Origin of the sequence: Blautia sp. HCP3S3_B11 (assembly GCF_052064435.1) — a bacterium.
Taxonomy (GTDB): domain Bacteria; phylum Bacillota; class Clostridia; order Lachnospirales; family Lachnospiraceae; genus Blautia_A.
Window position 1 is genome coordinate 122,137 of record NZ_JBQHVP010000002.1, and the last position, 15,594, is coordinate 137,730.

Annotated in this window: 11 protein-coding genes; all 11 read right to left on the reverse strand. The window is 40.6% G+C overall.

Annotation, left to right across the window (positions count from 1 at the left end):
* Positions 1 to 10 precede the first annotated feature (10 nt).
* The gene (locus ACTNC0_RS02120) at positions 11 to 1,024 is read right to left on the reverse strand and encodes a rod shape-determining protein (RefSeq protein ID WP_441086171.1); all 1,014 of its coding nucleotides are present in this window, start codon (positions 1,022 to 1,024) and stop codon (positions 11 to 13) included.
* Positions 1,025 to 1,120: 96 nt separating this feature from the next.
* Positions 1,121 to 1,840, reverse strand: coding sequence for a RadC family protein (gene radC, locus ACTNC0_RS02125; RefSeq protein WP_441086172.1), 720 nt, complete (start codon positions 1,838 to 1,840; stop codon positions 1,121 to 1,123).
* A 225-nt stretch (positions 1,841 to 2,065) separates the two neighbouring features.
* The gene (locus tag ACTNC0_RS02130) at positions 2,066 to 3,655 is read right to left on the reverse strand and encodes an NAD(P)/FAD-dependent oxidoreductase (protein WP_441086173.1); all 1,590 of its coding nucleotides are present in this window, start codon (positions 3,653 to 3,655) and stop codon (positions 2,066 to 2,068) included.
* Positions 3,652 to 4,842, reverse strand: coding sequence for an NAD(P)/FAD-dependent oxidoreductase (locus tag ACTNC0_RS02135; RefSeq protein WP_441086174.1), 1,191 nt, complete (start codon positions 4,840 to 4,842; stop codon positions 3,652 to 3,654). The genes ACTNC0_RS02130 and ACTNC0_RS02135 overlap by 4 nt, the downstream gene beginning before the upstream one ends.
* A 20-nt stretch (positions 4,843 to 4,862) precedes the next feature.
* A complete protein-coding gene (locus ACTNC0_RS02140; protein WP_441086175.1) occupies positions 4,863 to 6,140 on the reverse strand; it encodes an aminotransferase class I/II-fold pyridoxal phosphate-dependent enzyme in 1,278 nt (425 codons plus the stop codon).
* A gap of 84 nt (positions 6,141 to 6,224) precedes the next feature.
* Positions 6,225 to 7,169 carry a tRNA (adenosine(37)-N6)-dimethylallyltransferase MiaA gene (gene miaA, locus ACTNC0_RS02145; RefSeq protein WP_441086176.1) on the reverse strand — a complete coding sequence of 315 codons (945 nt, stop codon included), beginning with the start codon at positions 7,167 to 7,169 and terminating at the stop codon, positions 6,225 to 6,227.
* A gap of 65 nt (positions 7,170 to 7,234) precedes the next feature.
* Positions 7,235 to 9,364, reverse strand: a complete 2,130-nt coding sequence (gene mutL, locus ACTNC0_RS02150) for a DNA mismatch repair endonuclease MutL (protein WP_441086177.1) — start codon at positions 9,362 to 9,364, stop codon at positions 7,235 to 7,237.
* A gap of 6 nt (positions 9,365 to 9,370) precedes the next feature.
* On the reverse strand, positions 9,371 to 11,986 hold the full coding sequence (gene mutS, locus ACTNC0_RS02155) for a DNA mismatch repair protein MutS (protein WP_441086270.1): 2,616 nt from the start codon (positions 11,984 to 11,986) through the stop codon (positions 9,371 to 9,373).
* A 311-nt stretch (positions 11,987 to 12,297) separates the two neighbouring features.
* Positions 12,298 to 12,606 (reverse strand): RNA polymerase sigma factor, encoded by a 309-nt coding sequence (locus ACTNC0_RS02160; protein WP_441086178.1) that lies wholly within the window; start codon positions 12,604 to 12,606, stop codon positions 12,298 to 12,300.
* Positions 12,607 to 12,692: 86 nt separating this feature from the next.
* On the reverse strand, positions 12,693 to 13,736 hold the full coding sequence (locus ACTNC0_RS02165; protein ID WP_441086179.1) for a hypothetical protein: 1,044 nt from the start codon (positions 13,734 to 13,736) through the stop codon (positions 12,693 to 12,695).
* 129 nt (positions 13,737 to 13,865) lie between these two features.
* Positions 13,866 to 15,491 (reverse strand): MBOAT family O-acyltransferase, encoded by a 1,626-nt coding sequence (locus tag ACTNC0_RS02170; RefSeq protein WP_441086180.1) that lies wholly within the window; start codon positions 15,489 to 15,491, stop codon positions 13,866 to 13,868.
* Positions 15,492 to 15,594: the final 103 nt, after the last annotated feature.

A 15,594-nucleotide genomic window follows, 5' to 3' on the forward strand; every position in this document is an offset into this window, starting at 1 on the left:
CCCCTAAAAATTATAGTTTTCTCTGCGTAATCGGTACTGCCCATTTACGCAGATCTTTATCTCTGATTATTTTCTCAAGACCTGTAACTGCCGAAGTTTCATAAAGTTCTGACAGATTAAAGGTAAACCCAGTATAACTGGCAAGATATTTGTCTATATAAAGCAGTCTTGTACTGCCTCCTGTTATGTAAATACCCTGTTTTGCGATATGATAGGAAATCTGTGGCGGAATTCGTTCCAGAAATGTCTTCATTTCTGCTGCAATCTCATTCAGACAATTCATAATTCCATCATTTACCACGTATGATGAAATGACTTCTTCTCTCGGGAGTCCGGAAATGCAGTCGATTCCGACAACTTTTCGAACTCCTTTTTTCTGATCACTAAGACGTCCCATTACCATCTTAAGCCTCTTGGCAGTTCGTGTCCCTATCTGCAGATTATACCTCTTACGTATTTCACTGCAAATAGATTCATTCATCTGTCTGCCACCCAATGGTATTTTCTTACTGATAATAATCTTTCCGTCAGTAATAATCGATACTTCTGTACTCTGTGCACCGATATTAACGATCATATTTCCTTCCGGATCTTCCAGATTCACACCCATGGCAATCGCATCGGCGATTGGTGCTTCCACCATGAATACACGATTTTTCTTCAACCAGTGACCGTTTGCCACATGAAAATAAGCCCTTTTCTCGACGGCAGTCATATCCAGCGGAACTGTAAAATACATCACCGCTCCAAATCCGAGAATATGATCGATCTTACGAATCATGCTGTAAAGAACGATTTCCTGAAGTTCCAGGTTAGCAATCATACCAAATGTCATCGGCGAATCAACTGCAATATCTGTAGGTGACTTCTCAAACATCTCATACGCTTCGTTACCCATGGCAATGATCTTACGTCCTTTGGATGCAATCATATTTTTCTCAATATAAGTTTTGTTCCTAAAAAAAGAATAGACCTTTACGGAACTGCTCCCCAAATCTATTCCATATGTTTTCTCAAACAGCATATATCTGCCCCTTTACCGTTATTGTCCGCACACAAATCCTGACAGACAGTATCTCCTCTATTTCTGATTACCAGATGTAGAATAAACAGTACTCTCTTATTCTACACATTCTTCCCACAATCCTTCTTCTCTGAAGCTACAATACTTCTGATCTCCAATTACAATATGGTCAAGGAGATGTATGCCAATCAATTCCCCTGCCTGATAAATTCTTGTCGTAATCTGTACATCATCCGGACTTGGTGTAGGATCACCACTTGGGTGATTATGAATCAATATCAGACTGACTGCATGGCGGCGTAACGCCTCCATATAGATTTCTCTGGGTGTTACCATTGATCCCGTTGCAGTTCCCCTGGTCAATATTTTATCTCCCAGAAAATGCCCCTTTACATCTGACATCATACAGATTACAACTTCTTGTTCTTCATGACGAAGTTCTTCCATATAATAGGCTGCAATAGAAGCCGGATTATTCATAACCAGCTGAGGTCTGGCAGCATTTCTTGCAATCCTTTTGGAAAGCTCGCCAATGCATTTCAGCTGAACGGCTTTTACCTGTCCGATTCCATTTATTTTCATAAGATCCTGTAAAGATATATGTAAAAGTCCTGTCAGTCCGGGATAGGAAGATTTCTCCATAACCTTAAGAATTTCCTGTGCAAGTGTCAGTGAATTCTTTCCCTGAGTACCACTACGCAAAATTACTGCCAGCAGTTCGCTGTCACTTAATGCGCTTTCTCCCTGTGTAAAACATTTCTCATATGGACGCTGCTCCTCCGGCAGTTGTTTCATGATATTATTTGTATTATTCATAAGTTTGCCGTCTGCTCTCTAAAGCTTTTGGGCAAATTGCAAATTATATTCTAGCATAAAAGAGGAGAGATGTACACTCTCCTCCTAAAGTTTTTATGTGAACTTTATGTGTTGCAATGTTATATTACTGATTAATTTTTACTGTATTCTCAGTAATATATTTCATGCTACATGCCAAAGTAAACAAAACAAAAACAACCGTCATATTATTACATATTCTGTCAGCTACTTTGTAATTGCATATTTTCTGCATACTGTCTCCGCAACTTTTATTCCGTCCATAGCTGCGCTTGTAATTCCGCCCGCATACCCTGCGCCCTCACCACAAGGGTAAATTCCTCCTATATTTGCCACAAGTTCCTGATCGCGTACAATTCTTACAGGAGAAGAGGTACGGCTTTCTATACCGCTGAGAAGTGCATCTTCTCTGTCAAATCCGGAGATTCTTTTTCCAAAAGATTTCACGCCTTCTTCTATCGAATCGCCTACAGCTTTTGGCAGAATAGACCGGACATTTGTCAAAGTATATTCACCTTTCATACATGGCAAAACTTCTCCCAATGCTTCACTTGGCTGATTTTTGCAAAAATCCCCAAATAGCTGAACAGGAATCTTGCCTTTTCCAAGTTCCCATGCTTTCCTTTCCAGATTACGCTGGAATTCTACACCGCCAAGTGCTCCTTTTTCCGGAAAATCCTCAGGTGTGACTGTCACAATCATTGCACTGTTCGCATTTCTGGAATCACGCGCCTGATAGCTCATACCGTTAACCGCAAGACGTCCAGGTTCTGAAGACGCATTTACTACGTATCCGCCAGGACACATACAGAAAGAGTAAACGCCTCTGCCGCTCTCACATTTATGAGTTACTTTGTAACTGGCAGCTCCAAGTAATTCATTCTCTGGTTCTCCGTACAGATCCATATTGATCATTTCCTGCGGGTGCTCGATACGCAGTCCTACGGCAAACGATTTCGGTTCCATATAAACACCACGTTTCTGAAGCATCTCAAAGGTATCTCTTGCGCTATGCCCAAGAGCAAGCACACAAACTTCAGCCGGGATTTTTTCACTGTTGTTTATCTCCACTTCTTTCAGCGCACCATTCTCAAAAATAAGATCTGTCACTTTTGAACGAAAGCAGAATTTCCCCCCCATGTCCTCTATCTCATGACGCATTTTCTCAACGATTCCAACCAGGACATCTGTTCCCAGATGAGGTTTCTGCTGATAAATAATCTCCTCCGGTGCACCGGCAGCAACAAAACGCTTCAGTACTTCATGGTTGCGTCCATAAGGATCCTTAACAAGGGTATTCAGTTTTCCATCTGAAAAAGTACCGGCACCGCCTTCTCCAAATTGTACATTGGATTCAGGGTCAAGAACTCCGTTCTTCCAGAAGTTCTCTACGGTTTTCTGACGTTTATCTGCCTCTTCGCCTCTTTCAAGGATGATAGGACAATATCCGGTCTTCGCAAGATACCATCCGCAGAAAAGTCCGGCAGGACCGCTTCCTACGATTACCGGTGGATGTATTAGTGGTGTTTCACCTGACTGTGGAAACTGATATTGTTTTTCTTTAGTTAACGTAATATTGTTATTGTTAACTTTTTCAACAATTTTCTGCTCATCTTTGATTTTTACATCGATTGTATATACAAAAATCTTATCATTCTTATGTCGGCAGTCTAAAGACTGTTTCTTTATCTCATAAGTGAAACTACTTCCTGGATTCTTTAGCGTCTTTAAAATTTTCTTTTCAAGTTGTGCCTGTGTATGTGTGATTGGAAGCTTAAGCTGTGAAATTCGAATCATTTTTTATCCTCCTTTGCAGCATTAATACCAGCAACTGCTCCGCTGCTCCACGCCCACTGTAGATTATATCCTCCGCATGTACCATCAATATCCAGAAGTTCTCCTGCGAAATACAAATTTCTGCAAAGTTTTGATTCCATAGTATGAGCATTCACCTGAATCGTATCTACACCTCCGGAACAAACCTGCGCCTGAGAAAATGACATTCCATCCTGAACTTCAAGCGGAAATTCCTTTATTGCGGAGATTAAATGTTTCTGGGAAGTAAGAACCTTTATCAGTTTTTCCGGGAAAAGACCGACTAAAAGTTCTTTTTCATTTTTATATGGACACGCTTTTTTTCGTGAGTGTAACAATTGTTTTAATTCTTCTTCGGATAACTCTGGCATGAAATTTATACGTAATGCTGCTTTATGACCTTCTCTGACAGCACGAATTGCATAAGTACTGATCTGAAATACAGGAATGCCGGATATTCCGTATTCCGTAAGCTGAAGTTCGCCTCTCTCCGATTTGTAAAATTTTCCGTCTATAAAAAGTGAAACTTCTCCTTCCGTACGTACGCCAGCCCACACTTTAAAGGCAGGCCCTTTACATTTTAATGCCGTTAAAGCCGGATAAACCGGAATAATATGGTGTTTTAAACTCTCTGCAAGTTCATATCCACTTCCATCTGAACCAGAAACAGAGGAAGCTTTCGAACCATTGGCAAGTATAAGAGCATCCGCCTCATAGTGCCATCCTTTTGTCAGAACCTGGAAGTTTCTGCCGTTCTTCTCTGTCTCTATCGCAATAACCTGTTCGTTTGTCTTTATTTTTATACCCAGATTGGATGCTTCCATGCATAACACATCTACAACGCTCTGTGCCTGATTACTTCTCGGATACAGGTATCCATTCTTATCCAACGGAAAAATTCCCAATTTTTTAAAAAATTCCACCGTATCTTTAACAGAAAACTGTGCCAGCGCATGATTTACAAACTCGGGATGCTTCCCTCTGTATGCATCATCTGGCATCACAAGATTTGAAAAATTACATTTACCATTTCCTGTCGCACAGATTTTTTTTCCCGGCTTTTCATTTTGTTCCAGAACAGTGACCGCCGCCCCGTTTCTGGCCGCTATAATCGCCGCCATCAGTCCTGAAGCGCCAGCACCTATGATCACTACCTGCCTCTTTTTCATAGTCCACCCTCAGCCATTTATTATTTTAAAGTCACAAGACCTTTATCTACCATTTTCTGCAGAGACATCAGCACACCAAGTTTTGCATGTTCCCAGGTAAGTCCACCCTGGAAGTATACTGCATATGGTGGTTTCATCGGACCATCTGCTGAGAGTTCAATAGAAGATCCCTGGACAAATGCTCCTGCTGCCATAATAACCTGACTGTCATATCCCGGCATATCCCACGGTTCCGGATCTACGTAGCTGTCAACCGGCGCTGCCGCCTGAATACCTTTGCAGAAAGCAATTAACCCTTCCGGTGTTCCAAGGCTTACTGCCTGGATAATATCCTGACGTTCCTCTGTAGAATTCGGAATCACAGGGAATCCTAATCTTTCATAAATGTTTGCCGCAAAAACAGCACCTTTTAATGCGCCCTTGGTAACCATTGGTGCAAGGAAAAATCCCTGAAAAAACGAGCGGTTCACTCCAAGAGTTGCACCTACTTCACTTCCAAGTCCCGGACAAGTCATTCTGTAAGAGGCATTCTCCACACATTCTTTGGTACCTGCAATATATCCACCGATTGGAGCAAGTCCGCCGCCCGGATTTTTGATCAGTGAGCCAACAACCATGTCTGCCCCTACGTCACTTGGTTCGATCGTATCTACAAACTCACCATAACAGTTGTCTACCATGCAGATAACATCCGGTTTAATGCTCTTAACAAAAGCAATCAGTTCTCCGATTTGTTTTACAGAGAAAGACGGACGTGTCTGATAGCCCTTAGAACGCTGAATCTCAACAAGGCGGGTTTTTTCATTGATTGCCTTACAAATACTGTCATAATCAAAAGTTCCATCTTCCAGAAGTTCTACCTGACGATAGCTTACACCATATTCTGCAAGAGAACCTTTTGACGGACGAATACCAATCACTTCTTCCAGTGTATCGTATGGTTTTCCTGCCGGTGCAAGAAGTTCATCACCTGGGCGAAGATTGCCAAACAGCGCAATTGCCAGTGCATGAGTACCGCATGTAATCTGTGGACGCACCAGACATGCCTCTGTATGGAAAGTATCTGCATAAACTTTCTCAAGTGTCTCACGTCCGATATCATCATATCCGTAACCAGAAGAACTTCCGAAGCATTCTGCGCTTACCTTGTTCTTCTGCATGGCAAGAAGCACCTTCATCTGGTTGTATTCTGCTGTTTTATCAAATTTATCAAATCTTTCTTTCAGGGATTCCTCAATTTCATGACCGAAGTCGTAAACTTCAGAGGAGATTCCAAGCTGTGCATACATTTCTTTCATAATCTGTTTATTCCTCATATATTTTATAGTCTGTAATCTCTTAATCTAATACTGCGAATAAAAATTTAACTGAATCAATGTTATTTATAAAATCTCTCTTTCACGACAAATTTCCAACATTTTTTCAAGAATCAAATCTTCATTATAGTCAAATTCATCTTTATTCATCCAAATCGTATCTTTTTCTCTACGAAACCAGGTAAGCTGGCGCTTGGCGAAGTGTCTGGTATCTCTTTTAAGGATTCGTACTGCCTCTTCCAGAGGATATTCCCCATCCAGATATGCAAGGATTTCTTTATAGCCCAGTCCCTGCATGGAAACCATTCCTCTGTGATAGCCCATACTTTTCAGTTTCTGTACTTCCTCAAGAAGTCCCTCCTCAAGCATTTCATCAATACGGTCATCAATACGTTTATAAAGAAGATCTCTGGAGACATTCAGAACAAAATATGCCAGATTGTATGGCGTCTCATGTTCTTTCTGCTCCTGGTTATGAGCTGAAATCGGAGAATGATTCTGATGATAAAATTCCAGGGCACGAATCACACGTTTTACATTATTGGCATGAATTTCTTTTGCACTGACAGAATCAACCTCCAGCAGCATCTGATGAAGATATTCATTTCCTTTCTCTGCTGCAAGCTGTTCCAGTTCCTGACGGTATCCGTCTTCCTGCTCTGCCTGAGTAAAATCAATATCTTTGGTAATTGCCTGTATATAAAACCCGGTTCCACCTACCAGAATCGGAATCTTTCCTTTTGCATAAATCTCTTTCATGGCGGCTTTTGCCATCTGCTGAAACTTTACAATATGAAACTCTTCTTCAGGCAGCAGTTCATCTACCAGATAATGCTTCACTCCCTGCATTTCTTCCTGGCGGATCTTAGCAGAGCCAATATCCATATATTTATATACCTGCATGGAATCTGCGGAAATAATTTCACCGTTTACCGCTTTTGCAAGCGCAATAGAGAGATGAGTTTTTCCTGCTGCCGTCGGTCCGGTAAGAACAATCAATGGCTTTTTCATAGTAACTCCTTATATTAAAATAAAAACAGTATAATCCCTGTTCACTGCATACATAATAACACACATTATACAATACGTTTAAATTTCTTTTCCAGTTCTGTCTTTGTCATGGAAATGATCGTCGGGCGTCCATGTGGACAATGATAAGGATTATCCAAAGTCAGAAGCTCATCAATCAACATATTTGCCTCTTGAACAGACATCTGATGGTTTCCCTTTACTGCGGCCTTACACGCCATCGTTGCAAGTCTGGAAGCAAAGATTCCAAGTGGATCTTTATCTTTCTCAGATGCAAGATTATCCAGCATTTCCAGAAACAATTCTTCCTCATCCAGCCCATAGAGATTGGTCGGTACGGCATTAATGCAATATTCCTTACCTCCAAATGGCTCGATCTCAAAACCAAAATCTTCAAAATATTTTCTGTTTGTTTCAAGCAATACCTCTTCCTGAAGATTCAGGGATACGATCAGTGGAGGAGAAAGATACTGGGATTCTATCGTCTGCTCGCGAAATCTTTTAACAAAACGTTCGTAATAGACCTTCTCATGAGCCGCATGTTGATCTATGATAAAAAATCTGTCTTCAAATTGTACAAGCCAGTACGTATCAAAAATCTGACCGATCAGCTGATGACGACTTCTGGATTCAGGGGCAAGAAGTTTCTCTTCAAACAATTCTAACTGTTGTGGTTTTTGCTGTTTCTTTACTTCCTGTACCCTTTCAGCACTTTCATCACAAGTTTCTGCATTCTCATTTGAATCCACTACATTTTTATTCACAGAAACAGTTGCTTTCTGTGACATATTTACCTGCATTGCGTCAGGCTGTTTTTCATGTATATTTTTGTCGTTTATTGTTCCTTCGAAAAGCTTCTCCTCTGCTTTTGTAAAAGGATCTTTTGTCTGATAAATCTTTTGCTCACGTACTGCCTGTTCCGCCATAGTGATAGTTCCTCGCGGAAGTGTTGAATAAGAAGAAATCTGTTTTTTATCCATAGCAGTACCTGGTGCAGATACTGTCCTATCATTGCCTTTTATCGACACATTCGAAGTACGATTAACTGTATTCGATACTTGTGTTCGATACTCCGGCATTTCAGCACGACGTTTCATTTCAAATGGCTCCGGTATATCTCCCGGTTTTACTAAAGAAGACTGCTTTCTTACAGATTCCTCTTTTCCAAAAGGAACTGTCTGAATCATTTCCCGCGTAGTAAGCGCCTTATGAACTGTCTCATAAACGGCATCGTAAACTTCCGTTCCTCTGGCAAACCTTACCTCCATCTTACTTGGATGTACATTTACGTCCAAATCATTTCCCTCCATCTGGATATGAAGAGAAACAAAGGGAAACTTATGCTGCATGAGAAATCCCTTATAGGCATCCTCGATTCCCTTTGCAATGATCCTGTTTTTTACAAAACGTCCGTTAATATAGTAATTCTCAAAAGTACGGTTGCCTCTGGAAATCTCCGGTTTTCCCACAAAACCCTCAATCTTCATGAAATCATTCTCGTAGGATACCTCAAGAAGGGCTTTTGTAATATCTCTTCCATATATATTATAGATCACATCTTTTACATTATAATTACCGGATGTGTGAAGCTTCACCTGTTTATTCTGGATATATTTAAAAGAAATCTCAGGATGGGACAATGCCAGCTGTTCCATCAAAGTGCTGACATAATTTCCCTCCGTAGTATCTGATTTCAGGAACTTGCTTCTTGCAGGTGTATTATAAAAAAGGTTTCTCACCAGGAAAGTAGTTCCTTCCGGAGCCCCCATATCCTCTAAAGACTCCTGTACACCACCATTAATCACATAGCGGACTCCGCTTAATGCAGATGGGGTTTTTGTGATCAGTTCCACCTGTGCAACAGCGGCAATACTGGACAAAGCCTCACCGCGAAATCCAAGAGACGCAATGTGTTCCAGATCCTCAACCTTCTCAATCTTACTGGTGGCATGACGCAAAAATGCCAGGGGTACCTGATCTCTTTCCATACCCCCGCCATTATCTGTGATACGTATCATCTTTTTGCCGCCGTCTGCGATCTCCACTGTTACAGCAGTTGCTCCTGCATCAATGGCATTCTCCACAAGCTCCTTCACAATGGAGGACGGACGTTCCACTACCTCACCGGCAGCGATCTTATCTATGGTCTGCTGGTCTAATACTGCAATTTTTCTCAACTTTTATCACCATCTGTTCTTAATCTTGTTTTGCAGGTTATAAAGTGTGTTCATTGCCTCGATAGGAGTCATGTTTCCCATGTCAAGACCCTTGATTTCTTCTATGATGTCATCATCTTTAACGGTATCAAACAGGGACATCTGTGCCATATCCATCTGATCATATACCGGCTTCTTCTTTTTCGTCGTGGTTAAACCCTTTACTGCTGCCGTAATATCCGCATCACTGAGCTCCTCTACCAGTTCCTTCGCACGCTGGATTACAGAATCAGGCACACCTGCCAGCTTGGCAACCTGAATACCATAGCTCTTATCTGCACCACCCTGAACAATTTTACGTAAGAATACGATATCGTCTCCTTTTTCTTTGACTGCAATACAGTAGTTATTCACTCCTGGGATTTTTCCCTCCAACTCGGTAAGCTCATGATAATGAGTTGCAAATAAAGTCTTGGCACCACAGAGCTTGGTGTTGCTGATATGTTCGATTACCGCCCACGCAATGGCAAGTCCATCGAAAGTACTCGTACCACGTCCAATCTCATCAAGGATCAGAAGGCTTCTTGCAGTTGCATTTCTCAAAATATTGGCAACTTCTGTCATCTCCACCATAAATGTACTCTGACCACTTGCCAGGTCATCTGATGCACCTACACGTGTAAAGATTCTGTCAACAATTCCGATGTTTGCTTTTTCAGCAGGGACAAAGCTTCCGATCTGTGCCATCAGTACGATCAGGGCAGTCTGTCTCATATATGTAGACTTACCTGCCATATTTGGACCTGTGATAATGGATACCCTTTTTTTATGGTTGTCCAGATATGTATCATTTGCAATAAACATATCGTTCTCAATCATCTGATCTACAACCGGATGACGGCCATTCTTGATGTCAATCACACCTGTTGTGTTTGTTTTTGGACGTACAAAATGATTTCTTTCAGCAACCAGTGCAAGAGAAGCAAACACATCTAATGCGGCTACTGCCTTGGCTGTTTTCTGAATACGCACAACCTCTTTACCGACAGTATCACGCACATTACAGAATAATTCATATTCCAGCGCATAAAGCTTGTCCTCTGCACCAAGAATTAAATCTTCCAATTCCTTCAATTCCTGTGTAATGTAACGTTCTGCATTAGAAAGTGTCTGCTTACGAATATAGTTGTCAGGTACTTGGTCTTTAAATGTATTGGTAACCTCCAGTGAATAACCAAATACACGATTATATTTAATCTTCATTGTCTTGATACCGGTACGCTCACGTTCCCTTGCTTCCAGTTCGGAAAGCCATTTTTTGCCATCTGTTCTGGAACGGCGGAATTTATCTACATCTTCATTATAACCTTCTTTGATAATACCGCCATCCTTCTGTGCAAGAGGCGGATCTTCCACGATGGCACGTTTAATCAGATCTGTTACATCTTCCAGAGAGTCCATATCTTCATAAATTTTCTGAAGCAGGGGAGTCTTAAATTCTTTTAATACCTGTTTTATATATGGAAGCATTTCCAGTGAAGAAGCAAAAGCGATCAGATCCCGCGGATTAGCTGACTTATAACTGATACGGCTGATCAGTCGTTCCAGATCATAGACAGGTCCCAGATATTCCCTGATCTCGTCGCGAAGCATTCCATTTTTATTTAACTCTTCCAACGCCTCAAGACGTTCCTCGATCTCATCTCTGTCGATCAATGGCTGTTCTACATAACTGCGAAGTGTTCTGGCACCCATGGCAGTCTTTGTCTTATCCAGTACCCAGAGAAGAGAACCTCTTTTCTGTTTTTCACGTAATGTTTCTACAAGTTCAAGATTCCTGCGGCTGGAACTGTCGATAAGCATATACTTTTCTGCTGCATACGGACGGATCGTCGCCATATGGGACAGCGCGGTTTTCTGTGTTTCCTTCAGATAAAGGAAAAGTGCTCCTGCTGCAATGATCCCGCAGTCATAATCACCAACGCCCAATCCCTCCAGAGAGCCTACATGAAAATGATCTTTTAGTGTGCGGCGGCACAACTCGTCATCGAAATACCAGGAATCCAATGAAAAAACACAAATCCCAAGACGGTTCTGCAAGTCATCTGTATCTATATTAGACATATAAAAAGAATCATTACAGATAATCTCTGCAGGAACAAATTTATTGATCTCATCAAGAAGTTTCTGAGGTTTGTCCACCTCAGTAAGGAAACAGTCACCTGTTGTAATGTCTGCAATAGCGCATCCGAAATGTTCTTCCATAGACACAATAGACATCAGGTAATTATTCTTTGTCTCATCAAGAGCAGCAGCATCCAGTGTGGTTCCTGGGGTTACAATCCTTACAACCTCACGCTTTACCAGTCCTTTGGCTTTTTTAGGATCCTCTACCTGCTCACAGATTGCTACCTTATGTCCTCTCTCGATCAGACGATTAATATAAGTCTCCGCAGCATGATAAGGGACACCACACATGGGTGCCCTCTCCTCTAATCCGCAGTCCTTTCCTGTAAGGGTAATCTCCAGTTCCCTGGTGACAAGCAATGCATCATCAAAAAACATTTCATAAAAATCTCCCAGACGGTAAAATAGAATGCAGTCTTTATATTGTTCCTTTGTCTTGCAGTATTCCTGCATCATCGGGCTTAATACAGTAATATCAGCCGGGAACCCGGTGTTTTCGCGGGTTTGTGGGACTGTCTGACCTGATTTGACGACAGTTTTACGATAGTTTTTATTTTCTTTTGTGTTTGTGTTAGATTCCAAGTATTAAATACCTCTTTCTAGTTTATCGGTAAGTATATATTCTCTCTTAACTTGATTCGGTTAAACTTTTCCCCATGATCCTCACCTTCCTTTCAGTGATGGTGCATGGCGCTATCTAATAATATAACACGACACCCCTGAAGTTTCAAGACTGCCTTTCCAACCACCTTTCTAATTTTTTCTTATCAACCAGTGTTCTGCGCCCGGATCTGATTTCGTTCTTTTGTGCGGATGACCTCCTCCACCAGTGTCTGCGCCTCCGGTTCTCTGGTCAGGTCGTCAAGACTGAAGATAATCCGCCGTCTGCTTTTGTGGCGTAAAGCCATGTGCCGCGCCGCTTTATAGAGATAAGCCTTAAAACATCCATCCCGGATGCGGGGCTTTTTCGTAAACAGCCAGGAAAAGGTTTCCATCATTAAGTCCTCCGCTTCATGGACGTCATGCAGATAACCATCGATGTATAAGGTCAATGGGTCGCCGTATTTTTTTATCAATAGTTCAAGTCCTGTCTCGTCACCGCTCAGATATTACCCATAAAGCTCTTCATCAGTAGCCATACCGTTCAATTCCTTTCCCCACATTACTCCTCTGTTGTCAGGTGTAATCTCCTGGCTTCTTTCCATCCTTCATTAATAATACTTCTGTTTTTATCTTCTATCATGGTTTCTACATATTCCAGACAATCCTCTGTATCCTCTGCGGTTTTATCCCATTCTTTTATAACCTTTTCTAAATGCACACTATCCTTCAGATCATAATGTTCTACCATATAGTTTCCAAAATAATTCGTAAACTTTTTCTGTCCATACAGATTCAGATGATGATTATTATAAAAATCATCCATCATGCTCAGTCCGATTTCATCCTTTTTTGTTTCAAAGTTCACATAGGGAAATCCATATTCTTTGATAATCTTTTCCGCTTCATTTGCTCTTTGATAAAATGGATAACTCTTTTTTGTAATTCTGTGTGGTGTGCGCATGAACAGAACATTGTCAATTCCTTCATCTTTTAAATACTGAAGAAGATCTCGCAGATAATATTCTGCCTTTTCAGACAAAGGAAGTACTGAGGTATCGCCCTTCACATCTATTACTTTACTTTTGGTTTCTTCTGCTCCGGATATTGTCTGAAATCCCTTCAGTCGGCTGCTGCCTTCCAGCATCATACGTGACTGAAGGTAAAAATTAGCTATGCACAAATCCAGACTCTGCCAGTTTGAATGATACTTTAAAAAAGGTATGAAATACTCTGTCTGCTGATCTTCGGGTACTATCTCCTTAATTGTGTTTATCTTATTTACTGACCATGGAATATTATCTATGTACTTTCTCAATCGTTTTTCATTTATCTGATATTCATCATCCTGCAATGTCCCGTTAATCTCTATCACAATTACTTTTGGATCCTGATTAGCCAGAATCTCCTTAACCTGTGATTTTACTATTGAGATCGGACTTCCGGCCACCGAATAATTATAACTGGTAAATCCGAACTCTTTCCAGAGCAAACCTGGTGCTATTGCCGTATAAGTCTCACTTGCTCCAATCGTTACCATGTTCAGGCTATCCTTGGGTTCCAGATAAAATCCCTTGATACGCACACTATCCGGTAAACTGTTCACCTTAAGAAATCCGGCTGCTCCACTTAGGAATAACATAAATATCAAACCAAAGCAACTTAGTTTTAAAATTCTTTTTTTCATCATATGTCCTATCTGTCTTATTACCTAAAGGCATTTTTCAAACACGCTCTAGAACTGCATATACACAAATTCTGCTGTACTGCATCCAGGTCCGTACATTCCAAATATGGCAATGCTGAGAAGCCCTGCAAATAATACGATCCACTGAAATTTTGGATATTTCTCCTCCAAAAGTTTCCGTATTGTTGTGTCAGAATGACGTTCCTGTATCAGACTGACATAAAAGATCAAAACAGTCATAAATATAAGCAGCATATAATCATACAATGTCATACCGCACGACGTAATCTGCTCTATGATCTGAGTTATATCAAAACTGAAATCCATAACACAACGTCCCAGCATATCTATTGCAGCAGAAAAATTATTGCCTATGTCAAACATATATCCTATCAGTACGATCAGAAATGTCCGTAATATTTGAAAAATACGCCATGACGTTTTTTGAGTCTGAATATGCAGACCGGCAATTGCTTTATTAAATAATGGCTGCATCAAAACAGATAACAGGATCACGCTGCCATTCCAAACACCAAAGGCAACATATTTCATATTTGCCCCATGCCAGATTCCCACAAGTAAGAAAGTGATAAAAGAAGCAATTCCTGCCGGAAGCACTTTTGCAATATGAGCTCCGATTGCATGATCACCATATTTTTGTTTCAGGTTTTTACCCATTTTAAAAAAACGTTTTGACATTGCAAGAGAATAAAACACATAATTCTTCATCCATGCGCCTAATGTAATATGCCAACGTCTCCAATAATCGTTAATACTTACTGCAAAATATGGTCTGCAGAAGTTCTCAGCCATTTCAATCCCCAGGATTTCTGCAAATCCTCTGGATATATCGATTCCACCTGAAAAATCCGCATATAATTGTAATGCATAGACCAGAACTGTTATAAAAATAACAGTTCCATTATACTGCATATAATCTGGTGCAGCCATTTGGATCAGGCTGACTGCCCGGTCTGCGATCACCATTTTTTTGAAATATCCCCAAAGCATCAAAAGTGCACCATGTTTTAGATTTTTATAAGAAAATTTTCGTTCTGCATAAAGCTGATGCGCCAGCTGATCATAAAAACTGATCGGGCCCTGAATGATCTGCGGAAAAAATGATACAAACAATGCATATTTTGCCGGATTTCTTTCTGGTTCAATTTTTTCTCTGTAAACATCGATCAAATATCCGGCAGACTGAAAGGTATAAAAAGAAATCCCTAACGGCAATGCCAGATGCAATATTGGAATCGAACCAGTCATTCCTGATTTTTCAATAAAACTGTTCATTCCTCCGGCAAACAGATTAAAATATTTTAAGAATATAAGTATTCCAAAATTCAGCACAAGTACCATGATCAGAACTTTTCTTCTCTTCCTTTTCATTTCCTCTTTGTACTGCTTTTTCTGTTCCCGATCCCATTCTCCGCTATGAAGAACTATCGTTTCTTTCGCTGTTTTGCTGTTTTTATACATAATAAGTGATGCAAAATAAACTGTAAATGTAGTAAATAAAAGAAAAGCAGCATATTTCCAGCTTGCCCATAAATAAAAAATATAACTGGCAACCAGTAATACGGTCCATTGATATTTTTTTGCAGGAAACATATAATATGCTGCTGTTACCAGCAGCATAAATATCATAAATGTAATTGTCGTATATCCCATACTTGCTACCCCTGTCCTTCTGATAAGCATCAGTATACTTTTGTTTAGGAAATACGTCAATCATATAATTGACATATACTATAAATATAACCTGAATTATTCA

Bases quoted from the DNA above. Each gene is read 5' to 3' on its own strand.
- ACTNC0_RS02120 (WP_441086171.1), bottom strand. From the start codon at position 1,024: ATGCTGTTTGAGAAAACATATGGAATAGATTTGGGGAGCAGTTCCGTA.
- radC (WP_441086172.1), bottom strand. From the start codon at position 1,840: ATGAATAATACAAATAATATCATGAAACAACTGCCGGAGGAGCAGCGT.
- ACTNC0_RS02130 (WP_441086173.1), bottom strand. From the start codon at position 3,655: ATGATTCGAATTTCACAGCTTAAGCTTCCAATCACACATACACAGGCA.
- ACTNC0_RS02135 (WP_441086174.1), bottom strand. From the start codon at position 4,842: ATGAAAAAGAGGCAGGTAGTGATCATAGGTGCTGGCGCTTCAGGACTG.
- ACTNC0_RS02140 (WP_441086175.1), bottom strand. From the start codon at position 6,140: ATGAAAGAAATGTATGCACAGCTTGGAATCTCCTCTGAAGTTTACGAC.
- miaA (WP_441086176.1), bottom strand. From the start codon at position 7,169: ATGAAAAAGCCATTGATTGTTCTTACCGGACCGACGGCAGCAGGAAAA.
- mutS (WP_441086270.1), bottom strand. From the start codon at position 11,986: ATGATGCAGGAATACTGCAAGACAAAGGAACAATATAAAGACTGCATT.
- ACTNC0_RS02170 (WP_441086180.1), bottom strand. From the start codon at position 15,491: ATGGGATATACGACAATTACATTTATGATATTTATGCTGCTGGTAACA.